We start from the raw sequence: 26,360 nt of genomic DNA, 5'->3' as shown, positions 1-26,360 counted from the left end.
TCCTCCTATTCATCAGCATTTAGTTCATATAATGAAGCTGACTGATTCATTCCGCCAGGTCCGCCGCCCATTTGACCGTTTTCGCCTGAAGACTTGCTGTTGCTTGATGTATCAGCTGAATCAGTATTTTCTGTTTTCTGATCAGATGATGATTGTTGATCAGAGCTTGATTGCCATTTATCTGAAGACACTTCTTTCCCGTTTTTCTGAACCCATTCAATAATGTCATTGTTTCCGCCTCTTCCCATTCCAGAAGCTAAGAAGTATTTCACTTTTCCTTCTTTTACAAGCTTTTTAAATTGAGTCAGCGTAATAGCCGGGTCAGAACCGCTGAATCCGCCAATTGTCATAACAGCTTTTTTCGTTTTAATAATATATGGCGCCGCTGTGTTCGAGTCGGTTGTGGCGAATAGGTATTCAGCTCCGGAGTTATTTTCCTCTAGATATTTGATCAGTTTTTCATTTACAGTTGCATCAGACATTCCCATGCCTTTTCCGCTCATTGATGCAAGCTGTGGCCCTGTTTCAGGCTGTGAGCTGTTGCCTCCGTACAGAAGCGGTGTGCTTGCCCAATAAATCGGCATCACCAGCAATGCAAGAAGAGCTGCAAGTGATACATAATAACTGATCGGTTTTTGGCGCTGTTTGAACAGCAGCAGAGCAATTGCAGATAACGCGCCGATAACCCCTACACCGATGCTCCATCCTGCTCCGATTTGATCGTTGTAGTTTCTGAGAATGAACAATTCAAATCCAGTTGTCGCAATAATCGCTGCCGGCAGAAGCCATGATTTCCAGCCTGTCTGAATGCGATACAGATGAACAAGGGCTACCCAACCCGCACCGACAAGAGCCGCAATCGGCGGTGCCAGCATAATGAGATAATAATGATGGAAAAATTCTGCGACACTGAAGAATCCGGCAATCGGTACAAGCCATGCAACCCAGAAAACCGTTTCCTTCTGCTCTGCAGATAGTCTTCTTCTTTCTCTCGCGCCTGCGATCAGTAAGCCTGCAATTCCAAAAATCGCAAATGGCAGAAGCCAGCTGATTTGATCAGATAATTCTTGTTGGAAAAGCCGCAGCGGACCAGGTGTTCCCGTCCCGAACATTCCTGAACCTGATTGCATTTTTGAACCGGTTCCTGTACCGCCTTTCCCTCCGTCTCCGCCAGGTCCGCCTTGGCCGCGATCTCCTCCGCTTGGAGGGCCTCCTTGACCGCCGCTAGGCATTTGACCATTGGATGGAGGTGCCGTCATATTGCCATTTGATGATTTATCATCGCTTGATGAGCTGCTGCTTGATGACTGATTAGGCGGTGCTTGAGTTTGCGATGAACTGTTATCGGAAGAAGACATTTCTTTTGAAGCGTCTCCGTTTGATCCGCCCTGGCCGCCGGAATTTTGGCCTGTCAGCCGCTGAATCCCGTTATATCCGAAAGCCAATTCCAAAACAGAGTTGGTCTGGCTGCTTCCGATATAAGGCCGCTTGCTTGCAGGGATATTGTCAACAATGAGCGGCCATGATAACGAAACGGCTGCCAATACAGCTAAAGCACTTACCAATGAAACGATTTTTTTCTTGATTGTGGCGTTTGCCGCAATCAGATAGAACAATAAGAAAGCCGGTAAAATCATGTAAGCCTGTAGCATTTTTGTATTGAAACCTACTCCAACAACGAAAAATGCTGCTAACAGCCAGATTAGCTTTCCTTTTCTGATGGCTTTAAAGAGAAGCCAAGTAGCCAGCAATAAGAAAAATACCAGTAATGCATCAACATTGTTTGTACGTGCTACAGCTACAGCAATCGGCGTACATGCCATAACAAATGAGGCAATGCGTGCCGCCGTTTTTCCGAATGTCGGCTTAATCAGCAAGTACATAAGAAGTACTGAACCTACACCCGCCAATGCTTGAGGGAGAATGACGCTCCACCCGTGCATACCGAATATCAGTGCACTGATCGTTTGGATTTGGTATGTAACAGGCGGTTTATCAACTGTTATAAAGCCGGCAGCATCGAACGAAGCATAAAAGAAATTATGAAAGCTTTGCATCATACTTGTAACTGCCGCGGTGTAATAAGGATTCACCGTGTCGTCCTTCCAAATGTTATAGATATTTAAGAATGCAGATGCGAGCAAAATGAGGATGAGGAAAATATCCAGCTCGCGTTTTTTCTTTTCCACGTGTTTTTCACTCCTTTTTGTCTAACTTTGAAATAGTGTAACAAGCAAATATGAATAAACTATTAATAAACAAAGACAATATTTTTGCCGAGTCTATTTCATACCAATCGTCCATATATGCAAAGGGTTTTAAGCCATTTCTCCCAATCAGCATCTGATATTTCCTCCCTAATAAGGCATGCTGTTTAGGTCAAAATTAATTATGGTAATAAAAAAAGCCTTCCGGCGGCGCCGGAAGGCAAATGAATCACAATTTATTGAATCGGTTTTAGTTTTGCTTCAATTTCAGGTCTTCGATGCTCAAGATACGGCGGAAGAGCAATCGTTTGGCCAAGCTCATCAAGGTTTTCATCAACCATAAAGCCTGGTCCGTCTGTTGATAACTCGAACAAGATGCCGTTCGGCTCTCTGAAATACAGCGCCTTGAAGTAGTAGCGTTCAACGATGCCGGAATTGCTATAGCCTTCCCGGCTGATGATCTGGTGCCACCCGGCAAGTTCTTCTTCATCTCTTACCCGAAACGCGACATGGTGAACACTTCCTTTGCCTTGGCGCTCTCGTGGAAGATCGTTTCTTTCTATTAAATGGATTTCTGTTGCCGCACCGCCTTCTCCAGATTCCAAAATAACGGCGGTTCCTTGCCCTTCGACTGCTTCACGGCTGATTTCTGTAAATCCAAGAATATTCGTCAATACGTGTAAGGTTGATTCAGCGTATGGCACAGTCAGTTCAACCGGCCCTAACCCGCGAAACGAAAATTCTTCCGGAATGCCGCTTTGTTTAACAGGCAAACCATATCCTTTGCCTTTCTCATCAGCAGTCAGCACAAGGCGCTGTCCTTCATGATCTTGGAATGCCAATATGTCACGTCCGGCTCTTTTGGCAATGCCGCTGTGCGCCACCTGATGCTCTTCAAAACGTTCTTTCCAGTAATGCAGGGCTTCTGTGCTTGGAACGCGCAAACCAATAGAAGAAATACTGTTTGTTCCCGCATGAAACGGCGCAATACGGGGAATCTCGAAAAACGTCAGCTCAGTTCCCGGATTTGCCACTTCATCTCCGTAGAACAGATGGTACATTGTCGGTTCATCCTGGTTGACGGATTTTTTGACGAGCTTTAATCCTAATACTTTTTTATAAAAATCTAAGTTTTTTTGTGCGTCGGCTGTTAATGCCGACACGTGGTGTATGCCGTTGACTTTCATATGCTGTCCCTCCAGGTCATTTTATCTCGATTTCGAGATATCGCATCATAGTTATATATTTATTGTTCTAATTACAAGGTATTTTATTCGCACGGGAAAGTCAACATATCAGCTTCTCTGAAGGTTCGTTATTTTCCTTCGTTCTCACAGCACCCTCCGTACCGGCAAAAAACCGCCTACAAAACACGAACTTTATAATCTGATAATCATACATTTATTCGTTTATAACTCATTAAATCATGCGTTTTCACAGTTTTATCAGGCATATACATGCAAATATCGAAAATCAGAAAATTTATTTTATTCCACTTTTCTAAAATAGGGTTTACAATATGAAAAATAGATTCTTCATTATGAAGCTTCAACATCATAGGAGGTTAAGGACATGCATACTGAAGACAACGGTTTAAAAAAAGAGATAGGCCTCTTGTTTGCCCTTACTCTTGTCATCGGAACCATTATCGGTTCAGGTGTTTTTATGAAGCCTGGCGCTGTGCTCGCTTATTCAGGTGATTCAAAAACAGCGCTTTTCGCCTGGCTGTTAGGCGGTATTTTAACTCTGGCGGGCGGTTTGACAATCGCGGAAATCGGAACGCAGATTCCAAAAACCGGCGGGCTTTATACGTACCTTGAAGAAGTGTACGGCGAGTTTTGGGGATTTTTGTGCGGCTGGGTGCAGATTATCATTTACGGTCCGGCGATTATTGGCGCACTGGGTTTATATTTTGGATCTTTAATGGCGAATCTTTTCGGCTGGGGATCTGGCCTATCAAAAGTAATCGGAATTATAGCAGTTCTCTTTTTATGCGTCATTAATATTATCGGTACAAAATACGGCGGCTTTGTCCAAACGCTGACAACGATCGGAAAGCTGATTCCGATTGCATGCATCATCATCTTTGGCCTTTGGAAAGGCGATCAGCACATCTTCACAGCAGTAAACGAAAGCATTTCCGATATGAACTTCGGAGCAGCCATTTTGGCTACACTGTTTGCTTACGACGGATGGATTCTTCTGGCCGCTCTCGGCGGAGAAATGAAAAACCCCGAAAAGCTGCTGCCGCGTGCTATGACAGGCGGATTATTAATTGTAACAGCAATCTATATCTTCATTAATTTTGCATTGCTTCACATCCTGTCTGCGAACGAAATTGTCACACTTGGTGAAAATGCGACGAGCACGGCTGCCACCATGCTGTTCGGTTCAATTGGCGGAAAGCTGATCAGTGTCGGGATTATTGTCAGCATCTTCGGCTGCTTAAACGGTAAGGTCCTTTCTTTCCCGCGTGTGTCATTTGCAATGGCGGAACGCAAGCAGCTTCCATTTGCTGAAAAACTGTCACATGTGCACCCGACGTTCCGCACACCATGGATTGCGATATCCTTCCAAATTGCCGTGTCTTTGATTATGATGCTGATCAGCAACCCTGATAAGCTCTCAGAAATCTCGATTTTCATGATCTACATTTTTTATGTGATGGCCTTTTTTGCGGTGTTTATCCTCCGCAAGCAAACAAAGGGAGAAAAGCGCGCCTACAGTGTTCCGCTTTACCCATTCATGCCGATTTTGGCCATCGCAGGCTCACTCTTTGTATTAGGCAGCACACTCATTACAGATACACTGAGCTGCGGATTATCCATCCTCATCGGACTTGCCGGGCTGCCTGTTTATTACTGGATAAAAAAACGAAAAGCAAGCTGATAAAACGGTTCCCTTGTTTAGGGAACCGTTTTTTGGTGAAACAGAAGATAAAAGTTGACAGGAAAAACACAACTTTTGATATACTTTTTACGTTAAGCAGAAAGTTTTTGCAAACTTGGGTCGTTTTTTTAAAGGGAAGTAGGTCAAAATAAGGAGACACGATTTATCGAAAAAGTCAAGATACGTTTTTTTCGACTTTACCTGTTTTTTTTCGACAAAAGGCTATATAATAATTTGATGTGTGCATTGTTCATTCAAACTATGGAGGGTTTTTAATGATAAGAAGAAAAAAAGATAAGTTCTCACTCCTTTTAACAGAAATTGCAAAGAACATAGACGAAACTGCAGAGTATTTTGTGAATTTTAAGGTTACTAACCAAACGACGCTTAAAGAATTTGCAGATACGTTAAAGGAATATGAAACAAAAGGTGACAATCATGTTCATGTCATGATTAAAGAGCTTAACAAAGCGTTCATCACTCCTATTGAGCGCGAAGATATTCTTCAGCTGACAAACAGCCTGGATGATGTGCTTGACGGAATTGAACATTTCTCTGCCATGATGGAGATTTTCTCAATCACTTCATCAGACGAGCATATCGATAAGTTCAGCGGATACATCAGAGAATGTGCGAAAGAAATTTTGATTACAATTGAGCTGCTGGCAGAAAACCGCTTAAAGGATATTCAGCCTCACGCGATTAAAATTAAAGAGTATGAGCACAGTTGTGACAACCTGCACAGAAAATCATTAAAAAATCTTTTCGGAAATGAAACAGATCCGATCAAAGTCATTCAATATCGTGAAATTTACGAAACGCTTGAAGAAATTGCCGACTCTTGCCAAAGTGTTGCCAATAATCTTGAAACCATCATTATGAAAAACGCGTAACGAGGGGTAAAAATGGATATTCTATTAATATTAACAATACTAATAGTCATTTGTGCTCTGGCGTTTGATTTCATCAACGGGTTTCATGATACGGCGAACGCAATTGCGACTTCGGTATCGACAAAAGCGCTGAAACCGCGCCATGCCATCATATTGGCGGCTGTGATGAACTTTATCGGAGCAATGACATTTACAGGTGTTGCCAAAACCATTACGAAAGACATTGTAGATCCTTATACGTTAGAGAATGGCTCTGTCGTGATTTTGGCTGCGCTAATCGCTGCGATTGCCTGGAACCTTATCACATGGTACTACGGCATCCCAAGCAGCTCATCCCATGCCATCATCGGGGCAATTGCCGGTGCAGCAGTTGCGGCAGCCGGATTTACTGCGTTAAATTATAAGGGCTTCATTAAAATCATTGAAGCACTGCTCTTATCACCAATTATTGCCTTTGTCCTTGGTTTTATTCTTTACAGCATCGTCAAGCTGATTTTCAAAGACAGCAATTTGGCGAAAACGAACAAGCAATTCCGCAGAGTGCAGATTGTAACAGCTGCCCTGCAATCATATACACACGGAACAAACGATGCGCAAAAAGCAATGGGAATTATCACAATGGCTCTCATCACAGCGAATTTACATACTTCTGCTAATGATATTCCAACTTGGGTGCAATTCGCCTGCGCGACAGCCATGGGTCTCGGAACTTCAATCGGCGGATGGAAAATCATCAAAACCGTTGGCGGAAAGATCATGAAGATTCGTCCGGTAAACGGTGTATCCGCTGACTTAACCGGGGCAGCCATTATTTTCGGCGCCACATTTATTCATTTGCCGGTCAGCACAACCCACGTCATTTCTTCATCAATCCTTGGCGTCGGTGCGTCACACCGGGTAAAAGGCGTAAACTGGGGCACAGCTAAGCGGATGCTCATTACATGGGTCATCACGCTTCCGATTTCAGCGACACTTGGTGCCATCGCCTACTTTATTTTAAATATGATTTTTTAAGGTTACACCGCTTCTGTCAAAGGAGCGGTTTTTTTGATGAAACAGGAAAACCAGCCGTATCTCTCGAATACAATAAGCAGAACCTATTTCAGATGTGAGGGATTGCTGTATGCTTTTATTCTTTCAGATCATGGTCTGGTGCGTCATGGCCGGATTAGGCTTATACGTGTACGCCACGTGGCGGTTCGAAGCGAAGGTCAAAGAAAAAATGTCCGCCATCCGGAAAACATGGTACTTGCTGTTTGTTCTGGGCGCTATGGTATACTGGACATATGAGCCCTCTTCCCTATTTACCCACTGGGAACGGTACCTCATTGTCGCTGTCAGTTTCGCTTTAATTGACGCTTTCATCTTCTTAAGCGCATACGTCAAAAAATTGGCCGGCAGCGAACTGGAAACAGACACAAGAGAAATCCTTGAAGAAAACAACGAAATGCTCCACATGTATCTCAATCGGCTGAAAACATACCAATACCTATTGAAAAACGAACCGATCCATGTTTATTATGGAAGTATAGATGCATATGCTGAAGGTATTGATAAGCTGCTGAAAACCTATGCCGATAAAATGAATTTAACAGCCTCCCTTTGTCACTATTCGACACAGGCTGATAAAGACCGGTTAACCGAGCATATGGACGATCCGACAGACGTGCAAACCCGGCTTGATCGAAAGGATGTTTATTACGACCAATACGGAAAAATGGTTCTCATTCCTTTTACCATCGAGACACAGAGCTATGTCATCAAGCTGACGTCTGACAGCATTGTCACTGAATTTGATTATTTGCTTTTCACATCATTAACGAGCATATATGATTTGGTGCTGCCAATTGAGGAGGAAGGTGAAGGATAATGGAACGCGCGTTTCAAAACGGATGCGAGCCCCGAGCGGCGAAGCCGTTTAAAATCCTGAAAAAACGTTCAACCACCAGTGTTGCAAGCTATCAAGTCAGTCCGCATACAGCAAGAATCTTTAAAGAAAACGAACGGCTGATTGACGAGTATAAACGAAAAAAAGCATGATCACACTAAAAGGACAAGGGAAAACAGCTCTTGTCCTTATTCCTTTTCTTAAAGGGTTACATATACTAAAACAAACAGAGGATATTGTCAGGTGATACAGTGAAAAAATTGGTGAGGCGTGTGAAGTTTGTTGATTACGGAAGGTTTGGACTTTCCGGGTATTCGCTTCGTGTGAGGGAGCGGAGTGCAGGAATTTTAAAAAAGTTGAAGAAGAAAAAGTAAATCCCGGAGCAGCTCCGGGATTTTTGTGTTCTGTGATCAGCTTAGTTGAGCTGCGATTTTCGCTTTAGTCGCAGGCCCGTATATACCGTCGGCGGTTAAACCGTTAACAGACTGAAAACGGGCAACCGCGTCAGCTGTTTTCGGTCCGTAAATGCCGTCAATTCCGTTGTTGACAGCCGCTTTATCAGGGTAAAAATAGAGAGCGGCCAGTGCTCGTTGCACCTGAAAGACGTGTTCTCCTGAGGTATATGGTGTTGTCAATTGAATGATGCCATCTGGAAGCGGATAGAGCTCGGGTTCTGCAGCGTACGACGGAGCACTGACAATTAACACTTGACCGACCTGAATAAAATTCGGATCTTCGATATTGTTCCACTCTTGCAGCTGAGCTACAGTAACACCGAACATTCTCGCTATGGATGTAAGCGTGTCACCTTGTTTCACGACGTAAGTTTGGCTGCCGCCTCCCCCAATCCCTGCTTTAAACGTATCCCACGTATCCAACAGCTTGCGGGGACATTCCTTGCCAGACCAATACTTATGGGGTACAACGTTAGCAAGGCTGATACCGTGCTCAGCCATCAATGTTTTGATCAGCCACTGGGCATTTGCTGTAGCTTGCGCAAAATCCCCATCGACATTTTCACAAATTTCAATCCCGATCGAAGCCCGGTTGCCGCTGCCGTTTCCGTCTCCCGCATGCCAGCCGTTTTCATTTAAAGGCAGATGCTGATAAATTTCTGTATCATCAACAGTAAAATGCCAGCTTGTTGTGGTATCAGGATTTTTCAAATAGCGGGCATGAGCCTCAGCATCCGCTCCGACTGCGGTGTTCGCTGTATTGTGCACTGTAATGTAAAGAGGTGTCATTGCGTAGCCTGGTCGGTTATTTGCACCGACTGGGATAAAGTCTTGAATAATGTTAACCATTTTCATCTCTCCTTATTTCGTCAAATTATTTTCCTTTAACAAGTCACGCTGTTTTTTCCCTTTTTCTGTTACATAATTGTTTTTAAACCAAGCGGCAAGTGTCGTTCCAATTGTGAAAATGACAGATCCGGCCGAATAAAGAGCGTCAGCAAGCTGATTGACCTGCTCCTCCTGAATGTCCAATGGTGATTTGCCAAGCATCATCATGGTCTGGTTGATTAATGCAACCAAAAGAAGCACCGTCCTGATGACCGTACCTTTGTCATACGTTTTCATGAAAATCCCCCTTTAATGCTGCAGCAGGTTGTACATAATGGCGATCGCTCCGCCAATGATCCCTGTGCACACTGCTGTAATGATGGCACCTGTGATGGTGCGTTTAATCCATGTTGTATTTTCTTCAATTTTGTTTAATTTTTCGTTCAGCGTCATGATTTGCTGATCTTGCCGGTCCGATGACCTCTCTAGAACACTGACTCGCTGCTCAAGCGTTTTTTGTTCTGTTTTTATTTCTGTTATCTCTTTTTCAAGTGAATTCATGTCAGGTACCTCAGACAATTCTGACATATAAACTACCTCCTTACTTCTTTCATACATTCACCTCCTTTGAGGCAAAATAAAAAAGCCTTTTAGTTGGCTTTCATCGTTTCCTCATATGTTTGACCTGTTATTTCTTTATATTGATCATGTGTCACGTATTCAGCAGCAACACCTTGCTTTAAATCATCAATTGAACAGTCATTGTACGTCATTGCGTCCTTTATCATCGATGTTGTAGCCCATTTATAAAACAGGGCATATACCCAGAAATTAAGATTCACTTGTCATCCCTCCCTTTAAACTCAGTATATCTAATTTCAAAATCGCCATTTGTTCACCTAAAGATTGATTCCAAGCCTCCGCTTCTTTCCTTGCCAACACTTCCTCAGTCAGTTGTATACCTAAAGTATTTTGAGCCTTCTCGGCTTGTTTTCTTGCAAGTTTTTCGTCTGCTAGTTGTTGACCCAGTGTTACGAGTTGCTCCATGATAGGATTTGGCTCAAGTTCATCCTGATATTTGTTTTTTTGAAAATCCTTATATTCTTGATCAGCAGATTCATTCCATACATTATTCGCCTTATCAAACTGTGGCCTCCATAAGCCATCAGGAGGCTTTACTGTCGTTGAGTTATCCGGCATCTGACTTTGAGGACTGGATAAAATTTTTGGTCTTAAAAAATAGAAATTATCATCATACAAAAAAACTTGCACATTCTCCCCTCCCTATAGAGTAAAATTATTATCTAGAGAAACTCCAGAAATGTTTGCCTCAATGTTGGCATGTTTTCCAACCAATCTTAATTCACCGTTTGTTTCAGCAATATATTTTGATGTGCCAGTCGTTCCAAATAGAGTTGCAGCCATCGATTTTTGTGTTGAAGGACGGGCTTCAGCTGGAAGTATAGCAAAAACACTATTGAAGTCTGGCGAAACTACTTCACCTCGAGTAAATACCTGGTTGCCCCATACAGCATACTGTGGTTTTCTTCCGCCTACCTTATTTCCATTAATGAGTGTTAAGTCATACCAAGTCATTGAATTTAAATCAACTGGAGTGATAAGACGCTTCCAACCCTGCCATCCCCCAGTATTTCCATCCCAATAATTTGTAAAAAAATTATTTCTGTAATCTGTAGCATGTACCCATCCAAACATACCTTTACCATCCGTTGAAAGACTTGTCAGATGAAATACCCCTCTAATAGAGTATGGTGAAGGGGAATTAATAGCCTTTCCATGCGAATAGAAAGTCCCCATAGATCGTCCCTGATCAACTATTTTTTGAAGTATATCCTCTCCTTCATTAGCTGCAATTGTTACTCCACCATGATCAGCTGTTATTTTAGTAAGTTGTGCTCCATTCCACTTTGATCTTTCTGATGAAGTAATATGAAGAATCGAATCTTTAGCGTGATCATTTACTTTTGTTTGTGCTCCTGTTGTAGACTCAATAGGGTACCAATTGATTGCAGTATGATTCGCATTATAGTAGAACCACCATGCGTCTCCAGAGGTATCTACAGCATAACCGATTCCAATCCCTGGTTGACCTACCAATTGCATACCTCTCAGACTTCCTTCAGAAGGGTTATCAGTAACTGCATTTGTCCCATAGAAAGACACAGATCCTAAATCTTTTAAGGCTTCATAAAATGAGCCAGAAGTTAGATTGATTTTTTGCGTACCATTGTCGGCTGTTATTTTGAATAGTTGTGAATTATTCCACTTAGTACGCTCATCTGATGTAATGTGGCGGGTTGAATCATTCGTATGTGAATTAAATTCAGCTTTTGCAGCTTGCTGTACATTATCTACATTGCCAAGCCCGACTTGCTCCTTCGTGACTTGGTTTGGATTATCTCTTCTTGCAGCCAGTTCATCAGTATATGCTTTTGCATTCCTCTCAGCTGTATCAGCCTTACTTTGAGAACCAGCTGGTGTTTCTTTTGCATTCCAATTTGATCGCTCTGTAGACGTGATATGCCGGGTTGAATCATTATTATGTTCATTAAATTCCGTCTTTGAAGCCTGCTGCACATTATCCACATTCCCCAGCCCGACTTGCGCCTTTGTTGTGTTGTGGGGGTTGTTCATGTCGTTTTTGTGGGCAGCCAAGTCTGTGTGGGCGTCTTTTATTCCTTTTTCCCAGCGGTTGACGTCGTCTTCGTTGATCGGGTCGTCGGGGAGCCAGTCTGTTTTTTCTTCATATGCCATGTTTACACCACCTCAAAGGTAAATCTGAAATCGAGTGTTCTGTTTTCGCTGACGTCCAGGTCTGTTTTTCTTTCTGTAATGATGTTGCCCAGCTCGTCAAAAATTTGTACCGTTTCGATATGCTTGATGTCTTCCTCACGTTTTGTCAGAACGGTGACTGTCGCTCCGTCAATGGCAAGTTCCACTATTTCTGTTTCTTGGCCGTTGAGCAGTACGTGATGAATCCTGCTTTTCAGATCGGCAGCTGTGCGTTCTCTGTATATGGTTGAAATCAAGGTAAAACCACCTCATTGTTGTTAAGAGTGACAGAATAACCGACCTTAAGCTCACTGGCTGTTCGGTATCTGCGGTGATTCAGGATCACTGTATCTTTGATTTGAAGCGTCTCATTTAATCCGCCTCTGAGCGTATACGCCAAATGAGCGGGCTTCATGTTTTCTATGGCTTCAATCAGCTCATTCATGTGCTGAAGGTCATCAACATTGATATCCACGTTAAAGCGGTATTCGCCGGGAAGCAGGCGGACTTGTGCAGACGGGTTTTTCAAGAAACGGTTCACCGCCTGCTCAATGGCCCTGTAGGTGATTGGCGGGATGTTCGACATTTTGGAAATGAGCCGCAATCGTCTGATCTCATCGGTGTCGCCTGATTCCCGCGGCACATTTAAAATCTTTTCCCAGCGGCTGAGCCCCCATGTCGCTGTCGGCACGAATAACTGATCCGTCAGATCAAATATGCTGTTATTCTGTTTATCAAACTCAGGCGCTTCCGCTTTCAGCAGCTCAGCCATTTCTTTAAGGCTGGTGAGAAACGGGGGCAGATACGCTGTCATGTCATCTAGTTTGCTCAATGATTTTCACCTGCCCAAGCTTCGGAATTTCCACGTCGCTCAGCACCAGATTTTCAGACGTGCCGTTGATTTGAATATTGGAGTAGTCACTGACTGATGGCGAATTATAGACGATATTGTTAATTTGTGAAAGACGGATAACGTTATCTTCAAACGCCATTTTCTTAAAGAGATTTAAAACGCCTTCCTCAATTTCTGACCTCACCTCATCAATTGAGTGATTGATCTCAGGCAGCACTTCGGCCGAAATCTCAACTTCCTTCCAGACCGCGCTTTCCACTGTAACTACGGCTCCGATTGGCGCCTGCCCCTCCCCTTGTCCTGGTTCAGGGTCGATATAATCTTTCACTTTTTGAATTAAGATATCGGAAGCCGGCTCAAGATTAGCATTCGTGACGACAATTTTGACCGTGCCGTCCCCGTTCCAAAGCGGGAAGATCTTTGCTTTTCCAACACCGTCCACTTCTTCAGCCCACTCTTTATAATGCATTTTATTGGCACTGACAGCCTCACGGCGAACCCTTGTAAAATACCGTTCTCGTAAGCTGTCATCTCCTTCTTCCTCGCGCCCTGGAATCAGGATTTCTTTGACAATGGCTGTTTCTAAACCGGGAATGGTATCCAGTGACAGTAAATTGCGTCCGGTCAGATTGGCGTTTCCTGCTTCACCAGGTGTTTCACAGATGAGCGTCCCGTCTGCCGTATATTGAAAATAAAGATTATCCACATAGAAGCGGGAGCCCGCGGGAATGGTAACTCCAGACGTAAACTCTCCCGCTCTGACAGCCTTTGTCGCGGCAGTTCTTTCAATTCCCGCTTCCGCTGCACGCCTGTCTAAAAATTCGCCTTGCGCGGTATCAGAAAAGACTAGCTCAAGCACAGTATCCAGCCATATATAAGATTTCGCAAGCTCGGCCGCCGCCGGAGCTAACGCATTATAAATGACGCTGCCTTCTCTTGTGTCAATATCTGCGGAGATGCTGTTCAGCATACGCTCCATAATATCTTCAAAGGTTTGATCTTCAAACATCTTCGCCAATCACCTCCTCAATCTCAAGTGTCCCTTCATCTGTCTCAACCACAAAAGAAACATGAAACGCATCGCCTTGTTTTTCTATCTCAAAGTCTGTTACGGCAGATATCCGGTCGTCATAAACCAGTGCCTCTTCTATCAGCCTCGGAATCTCCATTTTTTTGTAGGCATCAGTCGTCTCCTGATCTGTAAGCACGTCCTGAAGCTCATTTCCGACATTATGGCTGTATACAGAGTACGCATATCGTTCTGTTTGTAAGGCGATATACACGAACTGTCTGATCGCTTCAAGCCCAGTAATCAGTTCATTTGTAATTCTTCCGTTTTCAAAATCTATTTTGTACGTTTGCGAGGTTTCAATGACTTCGCTGCCATCTTCAAAATCCTCAAACTCCACTTCTGGTGTCAGGGCCATGATGCCCACTCCTTTATGACAAGCTAAATAAAAACCCCTTCGTGGCTGAAGCGGTTTGTCTATACTTTATCTAAAATAAAAAACGATTGACCGCCAGTCAGAGCCGCGGTCATGACGCGATCCCCCGGCTCGAGTGCATCGTCTCCTCCGGACTTCATCCGTTTTGGGATGATGATGGCGTCAGCCGGTATGATCAGTTTGCTGTTTTCTTTTAATTTGATTTCCACAGGAGAAACCGAAACGACTTCAGCCGGGAGCAGTTCCACCGGAGACTCAGCGTCAACTGCGCCGACGGCCAAATGTTTAATCGCCTCACTCAATCTCATCAGGAAACTCCTTCCGGCATGGTGTTCTTTTCGACTACATCAATGGTCATCGTATGTTTCGTTCCTTTAAACTCGTGCCGGTCCGTATCTACCCAATAGGTTTTCTTGATTCCGGCCTCCGGAATGGAAATATAGACAGGCAAGCCGCTCTGCACTTCCGGAATACCGACTGCCTGAATATTTTTCAGTTCTTTTTTCACGCCCTTTTTTTCAGCAAGGCGCACATCTGCCCGCTGCTGAAGCTGAGCCTGGTTGATGTCATCTGTGACCGTTTCCGTATATTGAAGCACACCGTATTTGTTTAAGCCTGAACTGTCCTTGGCAGACGCTTTATACGTCTTATTGTCCTTCTGCCGGCGAAGCACCACCCGTGTTGCAGTGTCGTTTATGGAAGTGCTGTATTGGTATCCCGTGATATTGACACCCGTTTCCAGCACCCATACTTCCGACGGATCTGGCCAAGCGCGCAGACCGAGCTTTCCTTTTTCCGAATACAGCTGATAATGTCGTCCTGTCTGGCTTTTCGTCTGTTTCAATGCTTTTAAGATGATGTCATACAGGGTCGTATCATTTTTTATCACAAGGCTTTTAATTGTATGGCCTGTGTTCGCAATCGAGGTTGTCGGTATTTGAAAATCATTGGCAATCCTCCTGATCATCTGATCAGCACGCTGGTTGGAAAACACGTACACATCCTGGTTTTTGACCAGATACTGGAGCATATCATACGCGCTGAAAGCAAGCGTATGCTCGTCCGGCGTTCTTGCAAAAACAATGCCCCGAAAAAGCTCTTTTCCCTTCCACTTAAACAAGACGGTATCTCCTTCTGTGACGCTGTAATACGTCTGGTCGCCCTGTTTGATAACGATGGTCGCTTCAATGGAGCGCGGCGCCTGATAACGATGGCCTTCCAGCGATACGCTTTCTGCTACCAGCTCAAGCCACTCTGTGTCTTTAATGACAAACAGTTCTATCATCATACATCACCTGTTTCATTGCGGTATCTTTAATTTTTGACCGGGAAAAATCCAGTGGCCCGGCTGCCTGATGTTTCGTTTGCTTCGTTTGATCATTGCTGTTTTATTGGCGTTCCAAATTTTACGCCACTGCGTGCTGTTCCCGTAAAACCTGCCGGCAATATCCCACAGCGTATCTCCCTTTTTCACTGTATAGGTTTTCGGAGAAGCCTTTGATGGACGTTTTGCCTTTGTTTTTTTCTTCTGCTTGATTTTTCGGGGGGAAGCGGTTTTGTATTCTTTTAATTGAATATCAAACGAGCGATCACCGATATCCTGCTGGCCTTCGCTATAGGAAAAACCTTCAATGCTGCAAGTCAGATTCACTTTGGTTCCCGTAATCAAAAACTGAACCGGTTTTTTGGCCTTCATCCATTTTTCAATTTTTGTTATCGCATTTTCCGGCGACGGGAAGTTTTGATATTCTGCTATCGGACTGTATTTCTTCGGAAAAAACGAAGAGAACGAAATTTCTTTCGCTCCCTGTTCGTCAATAAATGTAAGGTCACCGAACTTGGCTACTTTAACCGTCTCATTCTGAACCGTATTTGAAATATTCAGCTGGTCGGGAAGAACGGGGAGCCGCAGCTTGTCCTTCCCTTGTGAAATCCAAAATTCATATACGGATTTAGTCAAATGCAACGACTCCCTTCGTTCCAATATTGATATCCTTTTGCAGCTCGTCTATTAGCGCCTGCTTGATTTTCGCCGCAAGGGTTTCGGCGTCTTGTCCATTATGGAAGTGCTGGTCACCGTTAAATTGAATATAAATCTCTTTTGATCCGGAAACCGCTGCCGTTGGCCGGCTAGCTGAAGTAACAGCGGAAACTTGTCCTGATGAAAGCTCAGACTGCTGGGATTGAGACGGATCTGTCACTTCCATACCAAGAGCCTGTGCCGCTCTCTGAAGGAGGTAGCGGCCGCGTATGCCCCGCTCCTCCGGAATGATCCATTCCCGCTTATTTCCTTCTCCGACACGGGCGATTTGCTCTTTTGTAATCAGCCCGCCGTTGGCATATCCAACATACGGTCCGCCATGATTCAAGCTTTTAATCCCCGGCACATTGTTGATTGACCCATATCTGCTTTTAATATAGCCGATCGCAGCAGCTGCGTTGTGAATCGGGTTTTTAATGTTACCCATGCCGGGTGCTTTATGATCGTTAAAGGTGCTCGGAATTGTCTGCATGAGCCCTTGTGACGGATGCCCCGCTTTTGCGTTGCTGTCCCACAGGTTGATTGCGTTCGGATTGCCACCGGATTCATGCTGCGCAATTGTCATAAGTCCCGGAAGCCAGCTCATCGGTGTCTTTGTGGCCATGAGAGCGGCCATAATCCACTGTTTCACATTACCGCTCATCGCGCCCATTCCTGAATAGGCCGCCGCCAGTGATCCAGCTTGTTTTTCAGCATATTTCTTTACATCTACTGATCCAAGACCTTTGACAACACCGATTGAAGCAAAACGCCCCAAACTCATCATGACGCGGGAAGGTGAATGGATATCTAATTCCTCACGGAAAGCCTGCTCTACCCTCTTCGCCATATCCTTTGCAGCTTGTTTCACTTCACTGGATTTAGAATTCATGCCTGTTACAAAGTTACCGATCATGCCTGAACCCCAGCTGTTGGATGTATCTTTAGAACGCAAGAATGGTTTATCAACATGTGTGCTGACATATTGTGCCGTCCCTGTTTGGGTTGAGTTTTGTCCTTGGGCAAAGCCTTTGACCGTTCCTGTGCCCCATGAGGACGATTTGTTCACAGTAGCTTGGAACGGCGTTTTAACTTTTGATTGCAAAAAGCCATCTGTTCCGGTTGCAGTTCCGTTTTGCCCCTTAGCATAGCCGCTCACCATTTGTTTTCCGTAATTTGGTGAGGCAGAAATCATTTGTGTAAATGGCGTATTGATGTTTTTCTTTTTCCAGTCTTCCATTTTGACCGGCTGATTGCTGATGCCTTTATCAAAGCCTTCTGAAAATTGCTGTCCTAGGTCTGAAGCTTGGCTGTTAAAACTAGATGCGTTAATAGACGGTGAAACTGAAGCAGAGTGACTGTTAACAGTGTTTAAAGCTGTCCCACCTGAAAGTGTGGAAGCCGATGCCATATCTTCGACCACACGCATGCCCAGTTTAGAAGCGGCTTGCGCTAACAGCATTTTACCGCGACCGCGGTTGTTGTCGACTGGAATGACAAATTCCTTACCTGCTTCACCGATCCAGGAAATAGTCGGTTTGGTAATAAAACCACCTGTGGCGTTTTTATCAGCTTTCATTCCAAAGTCTCTATGAGCCTTCTCTCGTCCTTTTTGAAAATGATCTACCTTTTCTTTAACCCAAGACGTCACTCCACCGCCCACTTTTTGAGCAGTTTTTACTACTTTCCCGCCTGCAGACTTTACTGCATCCCAAGAATCTCCTAATATATTCTTTCCCCACTCTTTTACTGAACCCCATTTTTCAGACCACCAGTCTTTATTAAATAGGCTGTCTTCAAGTGTGGATTTAAATTTTTTCCAAAGCGACTTTGTGTTTTCCCATTTTTCTTTTGTCCAGCCTTTGACACCTTCCCATTTACCGGACCACCAGTCTTTATTGAAGACTGTTTCTTTTACTTTTGACTTAATTGATTCCCAAACAGAAACGGCACCATTCCATTTTTCTTGAGCCCAACTCTTCACACCTTCCCATTTACCGGACCACCAATCTTTATTAAAGACTGTTTCTTTTACTTTTGATTTAACAGAGGTCCATACAGAGGAGGCTTGATCCCACTTTTCCTGTGTCCAGCCTTTTACGGATTCCCATTTTCCTCCCCACCAATCACTATTGAAAAGCGTAGACTCTAATGTACCGTATGCATAACCAGCTTTTTCTGCCCACCAATTGGAGTCAAAAAAAGTAGTAGAAGCTGTATCTTTTATATTAGTCCATGTATCATCAAGCCCTCCTAGAGTATCTCCTGCTGATGTTTTAACCCCTGTCCATTTTTCGTTCCACCAATCACCATTAAATAATGTATTTGAAATGTTCTCTTTGATTTGAGAAGTATCAAACATCTTACCAATGTTCTTACCTGCTTCTTCGCCGCCTATTCCGCCTACTAAACCGCCGCCTACTCCGCCGATAGCGCCTCCTATTACTGTACCTTCCGGACCTACGAAGGATCCAATCGCTGCACCTGCTTCTGCTCCTGCAGTTGCACCTGCTTCCGCTCCGGCAATGCGGCCACCGATTGAACCAACCTTTTCACCAGCATTATCTTTATTGATTCCAGCTAAATCGAACATTGCTAAAGCAGATCCTACGTATGGAACAGACTTTCCCATTCCTCTGAATGCTTTTCCTAGTTTGGAGGAATCCTTTCCTAGCGATTTTAAGCCTCCGAGCCAGTTCTTTAACTTCGAACCTGAAGTCCGAGGTGCACTTTCACCAGATGTGCCACTCTGGCGTCTTCTTATTACCTCTCCTGGAACCTTGAGTGTTCTGTTTGGAGCTTTTGTCGGGCTTTTCTTCTTTCTATATGTTTTTTTATTTTTAGTGCCTGGACCGTTACCGCCTTCTTCACAGCAGCAACAGCAACAATTTCCTCCTGTATTACGGTTAAGGACTTTATTATCTGTTTCGGAATTTTCACCAGAATCGTCCTTCTTTTGGGGTCCTAAAATTTTATCAATGATCTTATCAAACACATCATTTTTCAGCTTTTCTAACAATCTCTCTTTGAAACGATCTAAAAAAGCTTTACCTATCCCTTTGAGCGTATCCTTAATCCATGGCCAAGCTGATTTTGACCACCAATCCTTCAGCCACCCTTTAATTTTCCCGACCCAGCCGGGTTTTTGGTCAGAACTTTTATCTGAGCCTTTATCAGAGGATTTGTCTGATTCTTTCTTAGTCTTTTCTTTGTTAATCGGACTTTCTTTTTTATTGATTTTGTCTGATACTTTTGTCTTAATAACGACTTTTACATAATATGTTTTTTCAAATTTCCTCAAAAGTGATGTTAATCGATTAACTGTTTTGGTGATTTCATCGATGACTTTTAATTTAACTGTGTAGCCGTTTTTTAAATTTTTCTTGATATATCCAATAATTTTTTTAACTGTTGACGTAACCTTGTCATCTGGAATCAAAAGGAATGATAGCTTTTGATTAGATAGCATCTTCTTTATTTTTTTATACGCAGCTCTTGTCCGGTCTACCAAAGATACAGTCAGCTTCGTTTCTTTCGGCAGCCGTTTTAGTTTTTGTTCAATCGCTTCCAGCTTTGCAGTGGCTTGGTCATCAAGTACAACTTTGATTTCAAGTGATTTTGCAAATTTTAAAATGATGTAGTCGTTTATTTTTCTCAGACGGTAAAATGCCTGATCTTCAGCTCTGATACTGATTTTGATTTGTCGATTGATGGTCTTGACTTTTTTTTCGACCTCTTGGAATCCTTTATGTATCCGTTTTAGTTTTTTAGATACCTTGTCTTCGAGATCGAAACGGGCTGTTAATTTTGCGATATTAATTCCCTCCTCTCCTTGATTCTTTTTCTAATAGATCTAGCTTATATCCAATCAATCCAAATAAAAGAGCTTTAAAGTGTTTGGGTGCTTCATATAATTCAAGAAGCTGGGATGGCGAATAATGAAGCTCATGCATTGCATAATACAAATACACAGCTTCCTTATCACCATCCTTTACTAGTTTTTTGCTTCTTCTTCTAGATCTTCAAGATCATCCTCAAAACCATTGATTTCAATTGCTTTATTCAGCCAGTTCGCATACTCTCCCCCTACAGATAGTACACGTTTCGCAACTTCTACCGGATCCGCTGTTTTGTAAGCTTCCCTCAAGTCTTTTGATCGAAAATCAGGATAAATCGTAGATTCGATGGCAATTCTCGCATAAAAGCGCTGGGAGTCTAAATCTTTAACACGGCCGCGGCCTTTCACATTTTTAAATGTGGTATTTTCTTTCTCCAATTCATCAATTCGTTCGGTTGTAATCGGTTTTAAAATAAACGGAATGACATTCCCTTTTTTATCAACAAAACGCTTTGAGATCGGCACTTTGATTTCCTCAGCTTCAATTGTTTTTCCCGGCATAAAAAAGGAAAGATCATATACGTTTTCGTTCTTCTCGCTCATGTAAAAAACTCCCTTGTCTTTTGATTGATTTCATCGTGTAAAAAACAGACCTTTCTGAGAAAGGTCTGCGTATGGCTTGTTCAGCTTTGATTAAAACGTGTCAGATAGCTTTTCAGGCACGTCGAAGTCTTCGAATGTAAATGGAACTTCTTCCTCTAACGCTTCTGAATCGACATCAAGGCTTGCGATTTTGGCAGAGTCAAAGTTGACGTCGTACAGCGTGACTCGCTCTGTGCCTCGGCCGGAGGATTGATCATCCAGAACAGCTTGGAGTGTGAAGTATGGGTCGCTGCCTTTTTTGACATAGTCCATCATCAGGATCACGAATTTTGATGTGACTTTATAAAACGTTGCTGTTCCAGTTCCGTTTGCCCCTGTTGTTTTATGGCCTGTCATGCGGCGGCCCATAATGTTTACTTCAGACTTGTTTTTCTCGACGTTTGCTTCAAATGTTTTGATGTGCGCCATTTCTTCGCCATCAAGAAATAAGCGGCCTTCTTTACCTGAAATTGTGTTTTGAGCTTTTAATGCCATATTAGTTTACCTCCACATTAAAGTAGAATTTTTCTGCTGCGTCGACAGGCTGTACAGCCAGGTCAATCAAGAAGCCGTCACGGTCTTCATTCATTGAAATGGTGATATCTTCATCAGAATCAAAGCCAGTGATGCCGCCAGCATCCTGAAGAGTTGTCATGTATTGCGTGATCATCGTTTTCACATACTGAAGTCCGTCTTCAGACGCCGGAATATCGCTTCCGCTGCCTTTTCTTGATTTAATTAAGGCTTTCAGCTCGCGTGTTAAATCATTATTTACGGCGTCCAGGACACGGACGATTTTGTTTTTCGCAAATTTTTTGTTTTTCTCGGCTGTAAACGTGACGAGTGAGTTAATGTCTTTTTCTACGCTGACGGATTTATCGCGGGCGTCGAATGTGAATAAAAATTCGCCTTTGCCCAGACGTTCAACAATCGTATCGTGGTCAAGGCGGTGTAACACATCAACAGCGCCTTCGTACTCAACGAACGTCAGTGATTGGTTAAAGGTTGCTCCTGCGCTCGCTCCAGCTACCCAAGCCGTTGCTTTGTCCGGCGTAACTTCCGTGCCATCTTCGAGCAGCACACCTTCTGTTACGTTGATGATGCCTTCATAGTCACCGGCATAATTCGCTGTGACCCCTTGCACTTTTTGTCCTTGGCCGTCGCGCAGACGCTTAATGAAAGCAGCAAATGTCGCCTTCAGCTGATCACCTTCCGCAACAGGCAGCGCAATCACATCAAAATTCTCCGTTTCAGCTGCGGCTAAGAAATCTGTATAGTCGGAGTTGACAGGGGCTTTATCCGTACCGCCGGATAAACGGATTCCTGCAGATGCATTCAGAGATTTAGCTGCAGTCTCTCCTTCTGATCCAGTGAGCGGAATCGTCGAAGAAAGATCGCCTGTTCCGGTAAAGGTGACATAGCCGTTAGCTGTTAATTCTTCAGCTTTTTTGACGGTCTGTTTATCAACCTCTGACTCATCCATATACGTTGTCACATCGAAAGAAGCAGCATCCAGCACATTGGGGTTAATGCGGATGATAATGTCATTTCCTTTTGATCCGCCATATACAGCAGTCGCTTTGACACCTTCAGCAATATTAGCAGACGCACGGACACCTTCGGTTAGACGGTACATTAATACCGTTTTCGCATTTTTCTTTGCTTCACGCAAAAGCAATAATGATGGATCATCAATGCTGAGGCCCACTTTTTTATTTAAATCCTCAACGCTGGAAATGGAGACAAACGTTTTCGCTTCCCCCCAGCTTGATGCGACCGGCAATGCGACTGTTCCCCGTTCTCCGAGTGACACCCGCTCCTGCGCTGTCGTTTTAAAGTTAAAATAAATGCCTGCACGTTCTTTTTCTTTTCCTGTTGTAAATGTTCCGCCATTCATGATGACATGACCTCCTTGGTTAGAAATGTTTGAATCAATTGATTGGCTTCTGATTTCGTCATACGTGTTTGATCCACGCCAAATAAAGCCCCCTGAAGGATATCCGGCTTAACGCCGAACAGCTCCTTCGCGTGCTTAATCAAATCCGCTGTATCAAAAAGAGTTTCCCGGCTCTCTGTATGTACAGCCTTCTTCTGTTGTTTGTCCTTTGCCACCGCTTATTTCACCCCGCTGTTCATGTCGATATCCTGTAAGACAGGCTGTTCTGTTTTGTGATAATAATACCGGCTGCTCCACCTGATCACCATGACCGCCTCGCCCCTGTCTCCTACCCTTGTCTCAATTCGGGTGATGCGGACCAAATCCCCCGTCTTCTCACCTGATTCACTCAGCAGCGGAATCATACTTCTCACTTCTCTGATGGCATCCGCTAGCCTGTCCGCTTCATCAAGCGCCTGAACGGAGTCAAGATGAAACAGCTTCACATTGAGACTGTAGGTTTTTTTAAATGTGGAGACCGTATCTGTTTCCTCGAAAACAGATGGCGATGGGACGTATAACGACGGCACCTGAAACTGATCAGGCAGCTCACGTTCATAAATGGGAACAGACCACCGGCTGTACAAAAATGCCATGATCGATCCTATTTCGCTGTTCATCCTGTTCCCTCCTTTATAGCTTCTTCAGCCACTGGCGCAATTTGTTTTCCAGCGATTTTTCAAACAGCTGTTCATATAAAAGAAGTGCATGATCCCAGTAGCTCGTGCCCGGGATCCATTTTCTCTTGAGCGCCATTCCCGTTGAAGCCGCGGGATCATAAATAAACCGCGAGCCTTGGAAATGCCCTGGCACCCACCTCACGTCTTCTTTTGAAGTCCAATGGCCGTCATTAAGAAAAGAGGCGTGATCAAGCTGTGTACCCACCACAAGCGAAAGCCCGCCGCTTTGCACAATCCAGAGATTGTCCTCTGCGCCTTTCTCAAAGGAACTGAGCAGTTTTTCTGTATCAATCGTTTGTGTGCTGATGAGTTCAGATTGGACGATCTCCAGAAAATCTTGCCCGCACTCTTCAAGCCACTGGGACGCCTGACGCGAAAATCCGCCTGATGCCGCCTTTTTTAATGACGTGTTTAGCTGTTTCAGCCCCGCTATTTTCATAGGCTTTCATCCCTGACCGCGATGACTTCCCAATGATGATGTCTGATCCTTTTCGGCAGCTTTAGTATATATTTATGATTCTCCCAAATGATTTTATCGTTCACGCGGATGTCCGCTGACAACGGAAAATGGACGAGAAAGCTGTGATATACAGTTTGATCAGGCTCCTCCTGGATCAGCTGCTGCGTTTTTTCAGTAAAATAGCAAGGGACATCTTGTTCATCGGGTGTATCCGGATATGAAGTCACCGGCTGCAGCTTGTCCACCGGAATCCCAAATCGGCCTGCAGACGGCGCTTGAGCTGCTTCATGATAAATGTCGCTTCGGTGGATGAGCATCCGCTGATAGCTCATAAGGACCTCACCTTCAGTCTGGAGGACTCAGGGACGTAGCCCGGCGTAATAAACTCTTCGAGCAAATGATACACCACTGGCCGCTGAATGCCGCCTTCTCCGGAAACCGTGTAGGAATAATCCCCCATTTTTTCAGACTGATAGCTTGATGAGGCTGATTCATCGCTGTTCACAAGCGCAAAATACTGGGCTAACTTCAGCAAAGCCAATCTCGCCTTGTCGGGCAGCGGGTCATAAACGCTGTCTTCAAAGCGGTGGCCCGTGATGAGAGCCGCTTCCGCTTCCGCCTCGATGATATCCTGCGCCAGCAGTTCTTCCGGTCTGTTTTTTACTCGATCATAGACCGAATAGGAGGCTACGTCAGTCGGTTCAATGAGCATGAGCTGACCACCCCGTTTCTATTATTCTTTTACGTTAATTAATTTAGCGCAGGCATCCTCTTCCTCGAACTTGCTGTCCAGCTTGGCCGTTAAGACAATAATGAATTTACGTGAGCGAATGTCTTTGTCGACTTCAATTCGGATATTGCGGGAGAAGCCGAGAATGATATTTTTCGGATGGGTGAGAATGATATCGGAAGCGTCATATTGCGCGTCTCCCTCTCCGACTGTGTACGGCTGAATATTGGATACCCCTTTGACCGGTACGCCGAATGCTGTTGACAAGCCGCCCTGAACAGCCTGGTCCCCAAGGTTTGTCTGGCGGTCTGCCACGCGGTCCTTCCATTCAACTTCTAAGCCGTGCGACGTATAGAATCTGAATTCCTGAGGGATGCGCAAATATTTCGGCGGAACAGCCTTTAAGCCTTTCTTGAATGTCGCTCTGGACAGTTCTTCACCGTTCATGTCAACGATGTGGGACACCGCTTGTTTGCGGATGCCGTCCAGCTGCGCCAGATACGGATCATCTGATGCTGTATCACCGTTTACAATCAGCTCCTCAATATCAACGGCTGCACGCTCTGCTAAAATCTGCATGATCGTCTGCTGAAGGCCGTCTTTTTCAATATTGTTTTCGAGTGTGTCATACGTAATGTTGATTTCCGCAATGACTTCCTTCGTGTTCAGCTGGACAGTGCTTGTCGTTGGAACTGTCAGCTCGTCGTTTGACAGTGCTTTTCCTTCTTGTGCAGCCCGCAGAATACGCTGGCCGAAGCCGATTTTCTCAAATTTTTGCGAGTCGTTTTCCATTTGAATCACGCGGGATTCACTGAAAATGGTCGGCGTGTTTTGCACCATGCGGATAAAAGCCGATGCTTGCGCAGGGTTCATAAGTCCGCCGCTTTTTAAAGCAGAAAGCGACATTTCCGCTTTCCGAATGATCTCTTGATTTCTCAATTGATTTCCTCCTCTTTGACTGGTTTTACAGCAGTCCGCTCCAGATTGATTTTTTGACTTGCTCTGTATTGTTGCCCGCATCGTCCGCTGTCTGCTTAGACGTGCCTCGCGCTTTTTCCAAAGCTTCGATTCGTTCGATCAGCGGGGCAAGCATGTCCTCAACGAGCTTTTTCAGACGCTCGTCATCACCCGTCTGCTCCGGCTTTTCCTCCGTGTCTGTGTTTTTTTCAATCCGCTCAAGCCGTTTGAGCAGAGGGTAAAGCGCATGCTCGAATGATTCTTTCATGTCTTCTTTTCTCATTTCTTCAGTCTCCTTCCCTGTTTTGTCAGTCAGCATCTGCTTGAATACACTGAAGAATCCCGCTTTTTCAACCGGTTCTTCTTCATACACATCAGCAGTGCCCGCCATGCTGTAGCCGGTGATGATTCCAGCCTTGATCTGTTCCCACACCTCGTCAGACGCTCTTGTCACGAGCACCCACGACCCCTTTGTAATCCGTTTTAACCCGATCATAAAATCATCGGGCGCCACATATGACTCGACCACGACGCCGGTTCCGCCCTCAAAGCTGTGATTGATATCAATCTCCCGTGCCTCCGCGAGAAAGCCGTGCGCCGCTTTTTCAATTTCCTCAGCGGTCATATAATCGCCGTGGGCATCAGGAACATCAGGCTCATACACGATTCCGTACACGAGCTTTTGTTCATCCTGCTCACTTTTTGTAAACAGCCGAACCTTTTTTTCAAATGACGGAGGTCCGTCTGACTTCGTAAAGAAAAATTCTGTCTGATTAGCCGCCTTGTCTACATAACTGACAAAGCTGATTTTGGCATTTCTTAATTCCCGCGCCACCTGCTTGATTC

Annotated in this window: 33 protein-coding genes and 1 pseudogene; 6 read left to right on the top strand and 28 right to left on the bottom strand. The window is 44.4% G+C overall.

The genetic code is table 11. The features are described from left to right. Window positions 1-5: 5 nt before the first annotated feature. The 3 genes from LWH95_RS11085 to LWH95_RS11075 all read right to left on the bottom strand — a co-directional run bounded on the left by LWH95_RS11085 (window position 6) and on the right by LWH95_RS11075 (window position 3,394). Complete coding sequence (locus tag LWH95_RS11085; RefSeq protein WP_232919596.1) at window positions 6-2,189, bottom strand: glycosyltransferase family 39 protein; 2,184 nt, start codon at window positions 2,187-2,189, stop codon at window positions 6-8. Between the two features lie 7 nt (window positions 2,190-2,196). Then, window positions 2,197-2,343 carry a hypothetical protein gene (locus tag LWH95_RS11080; RefSeq protein ID WP_232919595.1) on the bottom strand — a complete coding sequence of 49 codons (147 nt, stop codon included), beginning with the start codon at window positions 2,341-2,343 and terminating at the stop codon, window positions 2,197-2,199. 100 nt (window positions 2,344-2,443) lie between these two features. Next, a complete protein-coding gene (locus LWH95_RS11075; protein WP_232919594.1) occupies window positions 2,444-3,394 on the bottom strand; it encodes a ring-cleaving dioxygenase in 951 nt (316 codons plus the stop codon). A gap of 385 nt (window positions 3,395-3,779) precedes the next feature. On the opposite strand from LWH95_RS11075, the gene steT reads away from it, so the two are divergent. From steT to spoIISC, 6 genes are all read left to right on the top strand, one after another. Further along, window positions 3,780-5,096, top strand: coding sequence for a serine/threonine exchanger (gene steT, locus LWH95_RS11070; RefSeq protein WP_003239092.1), 1,317 nt, complete (start codon window positions 3,780-3,782; stop codon window positions 5,094-5,096). A gap of 275 nt (window positions 5,097-5,371) precedes the next feature. After that, window positions 5,372-5,989: a DUF47 domain-containing protein gene (locus LWH95_RS11065; RefSeq protein ID WP_003218470.1), complete on the top strand. Its 618-nt coding sequence runs from the start codon at window positions 5,372-5,374 to the stop codon at window positions 5,987-5,989. A 12-nt stretch (window positions 5,990-6,001) separates the two neighbouring features. Then, a complete protein-coding gene (locus LWH95_RS11060) occupies window positions 6,002-7,003 on the top strand; it encodes an inorganic phosphate transporter (RefSeq protein ID WP_003239093.1) in 1,002 nt (333 codons plus the stop codon). 109 nt (window positions 7,004-7,112) lie between these two features. Beyond that, window positions 7,113-7,859, top strand: a complete 747-nt coding sequence (gene spoIISA / locus LWH95_RS11055; protein ID WP_232919593.1) for a toxin-antitoxin-antitoxin system toxin SpoIISA — start codon at window positions 7,113-7,115, stop codon at window positions 7,857-7,859. Further along, window positions 7,859-8,029 (top strand): three component toxin-antitoxin-antitoxin system antitoxin SpoIISB, encoded by a 171-nt coding sequence (spoIISB, locus tag LWH95_RS11050; protein ID WP_003239095.1) that lies wholly within the window; start codon window positions 7,859-7,861, stop codon window positions 8,027-8,029. The genes spoIISA and spoIISB overlap by 1 nt, the downstream gene beginning before the upstream one ends. A gap of 84 nt (window positions 8,030-8,113) precedes the next feature. Beyond that, on the top strand, window positions 8,114-8,251 hold the full coding sequence (spoIISC, locus tag LWH95_RS11045) for a three component toxin-antitoxin-antitoxin system antitoxin SpoIISC (protein WP_119913750.1): 138 nt from the start codon (window positions 8,114-8,116) through the stop codon (window positions 8,249-8,251). A gap of 36 nt (window positions 8,252-8,287) precedes the next feature. On the opposite strand, the gene LWH95_RS11040 is transcribed toward spoIISC, so the two are convergent. From LWH95_RS11040 to LWH95_RS10920, 25 genes and pseudogenes are all read right to left on the bottom strand, one after another. Beyond that, complete coding sequence (locus tag LWH95_RS11040) at window positions 8,288-9,181, bottom strand: N-acetylmuramoyl-L-alanine amidase (protein ID WP_232919587.1); 894 nt, start codon at window positions 9,179-9,181, stop codon at window positions 8,288-8,290. A gap of 12 nt (window positions 9,182-9,193) precedes the next feature. Continuing rightward, window positions 9,194-9,457, bottom strand: coding sequence for a phage holin (locus tag LWH95_RS11035; protein ID WP_003239099.1), 264 nt, complete (start codon window positions 9,455-9,457; stop codon window positions 9,194-9,196). A 12-nt stretch (window positions 9,458-9,469) separates the two neighbouring features. Continuing rightward, window positions 9,470-9,721 (bottom strand): hemolysin XhlA family protein, encoded by a 252-nt coding sequence (locus LWH95_RS11030; RefSeq protein WP_373695038.1) that lies wholly within the window; start codon window positions 9,719-9,721, stop codon window positions 9,470-9,472. An 89-nt stretch (window positions 9,722-9,810) separates the two neighbouring features. After that, complete coding sequence (locus LWH95_RS11025; RefSeq protein ID WP_032732119.1) at window positions 9,811-10,002, bottom strand: XkdX family protein; 192 nt, start codon at window positions 10,000-10,002, stop codon at window positions 9,811-9,813. After that, complete coding sequence (locus LWH95_RS11020; protein ID WP_003239102.1) at window positions 9,992-10,432, bottom strand: XkdW family protein; 441 nt, start codon at window positions 10,430-10,432, stop codon at window positions 9,992-9,994. Before LWH95_RS11020 ends, LWH95_RS11025 begins: the two co-directional genes overlap by 11 nt. A 1,008-nt stretch (window positions 10,433-11,440) precedes the next feature. Beyond that, window positions 11,441-11,935: pseudogene (locus LWH95_RS11015) on the bottom strand (hypothetical protein); the annotation flags it as partial. Window positions 11,936-11,937: 2 nt separating this feature from the next. After that, window positions 11,938-12,210, bottom strand: a complete 273-nt coding sequence (locus LWH95_RS11010; protein ID WP_003239104.1) for a hypothetical protein — start codon at window positions 12,208-12,210, stop codon at window positions 11,938-11,940. Then, window positions 12,207-12,785, bottom strand: coding sequence for a YmfQ family protein (locus LWH95_RS11005; RefSeq protein ID WP_003239106.1), 579 nt, complete (start codon window positions 12,783-12,785; stop codon window positions 12,207-12,209). The genes LWH95_RS11010 and LWH95_RS11005 overlap by 4 nt, the downstream gene beginning before the upstream one ends. Next, window positions 12,769-13,815 (bottom strand): baseplate J/gp47 family protein, encoded by a 1,047-nt coding sequence (locus tag LWH95_RS11000; RefSeq protein WP_232919575.1) that lies wholly within the window; start codon window positions 13,813-13,815, stop codon window positions 12,769-12,771. Before LWH95_RS11000 ends, LWH95_RS11005 begins: the two co-directional genes overlap by 17 nt. Continuing rightward, window positions 13,808-14,233, bottom strand: a complete 426-nt coding sequence (locus tag LWH95_RS10995) for a DUF2634 domain-containing protein (protein WP_232919573.1) — start codon at window positions 14,231-14,233, stop codon at window positions 13,808-13,810. The genes LWH95_RS11000 and LWH95_RS10995 overlap by 8 nt, the downstream gene beginning before the upstream one ends. Window positions 14,234-14,292: 59 nt before the next feature. Then, window positions 14,293-14,559: a DUF2577 family protein gene (locus LWH95_RS10990; RefSeq protein WP_148981514.1), complete on the bottom strand. Its 267-nt coding sequence runs from the start codon at window positions 14,557-14,559 to the stop codon at window positions 14,293-14,295. Next, on the bottom strand, window positions 14,559-15,536 hold the full coding sequence (locus LWH95_RS10985; RefSeq protein WP_119913747.1) for an XkdQ/YqbQ family protein: 978 nt from the start codon (window positions 15,534-15,536) through the stop codon (window positions 14,559-14,561). Before LWH95_RS10985 ends, LWH95_RS10990 begins: the two co-directional genes overlap by 1 nt. 15 nt (window positions 15,537-15,551) lie before the next feature. Further along, a complete protein-coding gene (locus LWH95_RS10980) occupies window positions 15,552-16,211 on the bottom strand; it encodes a LysM peptidoglycan-binding domain-containing protein (RefSeq protein WP_024121074.1) in 660 nt (219 codons plus the stop codon). Then, window positions 16,204-20,085 (bottom strand): transglycosylase SLT domain-containing protein, encoded by a 3,882-nt coding sequence (locus tag LWH95_RS10975; RefSeq protein WP_232919653.1) that lies wholly within the window; start codon window positions 20,083-20,085, stop codon window positions 16,204-16,206. Before LWH95_RS10975 ends, LWH95_RS10980 begins: the two co-directional genes overlap by 8 nt. 1 nt (window position 20,086) lies before the next feature. Then, window positions 20,087-20,236, bottom strand: a complete 150-nt coding sequence (locus LWH95_RS10970) for a hypothetical protein (RefSeq protein ID WP_003239113.1) — start codon at window positions 20,234-20,236, stop codon at window positions 20,087-20,089. A gap of 29 nt (window positions 20,237-20,265) precedes the next feature. Next, window positions 20,266-20,712 (bottom strand): phage-like element PBSX protein XkdN, encoded by a 447-nt coding sequence (locus tag LWH95_RS10965; protein WP_003232676.1) that lies wholly within the window; start codon window positions 20,710-20,712, stop codon window positions 20,266-20,268. A gap of 90 nt (window positions 20,713-20,802) precedes the next feature. Further along, entirely contained in the window at window positions 20,803-21,246 is a 444-nt protein-coding gene (locus LWH95_RS10960) for a phage tail tube protein (RefSeq protein WP_003239114.1), read from the bottom strand. Between the two features lies 1 nt (window position 21,247). Then, on the bottom strand, window positions 21,248-22,648 hold the full coding sequence (locus LWH95_RS10955; RefSeq protein ID WP_232919571.1) for a phage tail sheath family protein: 1,401 nt from the start codon (window positions 22,646-22,648) through the stop codon (window positions 21,248-21,250). Next, window positions 22,645-22,863 carry a hypothetical protein gene (locus tag LWH95_RS10950; RefSeq protein ID WP_084995110.1) on the bottom strand — a complete coding sequence of 73 codons (219 nt, stop codon included), beginning with the start codon at window positions 22,861-22,863 and terminating at the stop codon, window positions 22,645-22,647. Before LWH95_RS10950 ends, LWH95_RS10955 begins: the two co-directional genes overlap by 4 nt. A gap of 3 nt (window positions 22,864-22,866) precedes the next feature. Beyond that, window positions 22,867-23,307, bottom strand: coding sequence for a phage tail terminator family protein (locus tag LWH95_RS10945; RefSeq protein ID WP_148981509.1), 441 nt, complete (start codon window positions 23,305-23,307; stop codon window positions 22,867-22,869). Between the two features lie 13 nt (window positions 23,308-23,320). Beyond that, complete coding sequence (locus LWH95_RS10940; protein WP_003239120.1) at window positions 23,321-23,806, bottom strand: HK97 gp10 family phage protein; 486 nt, start codon at window positions 23,804-23,806, stop codon at window positions 23,321-23,323. Beyond that, on the bottom strand, window positions 23,803-24,159 hold the full coding sequence (locus tag LWH95_RS10935) for a YqbH/XkdH family protein (RefSeq protein ID WP_232919569.1): 357 nt from the start codon (window positions 24,157-24,159) through the stop codon (window positions 23,803-23,805). The genes LWH95_RS10940 and LWH95_RS10935 overlap by 4 nt, the downstream gene beginning before the upstream one ends. Beyond that, window positions 24,156-24,539 (bottom strand): protein YqbG, encoded by a 384-nt coding sequence (gene yqbG, locus LWH95_RS10930; RefSeq protein ID WP_232919567.1) that lies wholly within the window; start codon window positions 24,537-24,539, stop codon window positions 24,156-24,158. The genes LWH95_RS10935 and yqbG overlap by 4 nt, the downstream gene beginning before the upstream one ends. A gap of 21 nt (window positions 24,540-24,560) precedes the next feature. Next, a complete protein-coding gene (locus LWH95_RS10925) occupies window positions 24,561-25,496 on the bottom strand; it encodes a phage major capsid protein (protein ID WP_060398437.1) in 936 nt (311 codons plus the stop codon). A 25-nt stretch (window positions 25,497-25,521) separates the two neighbouring features. Then, window positions 25,522-26,349, bottom strand: a complete 828-nt coding sequence (locus LWH95_RS10920) for an XkdF-like putative serine protease domain-containing protein (RefSeq protein ID WP_232919565.1) — start codon at window positions 26,347-26,349, stop codon at window positions 25,522-25,524. Between the last annotated feature and the right edge of the window lie 11 nt (window positions 26,350-26,360).

Source organism: Bacillus sp. G16, assembly GCF_021282335.1.
In the GTDB taxonomy this organism is placed as follows: Bacteria; Bacillota; Bacilli; order Bacillales; family Bacillaceae; genus Bacillus; species Bacillus inaquosorum.
Note: the sequence above shows the minus strand (reverse complement) of the source record. Positions and strands in the feature narration are given on the sequence as shown.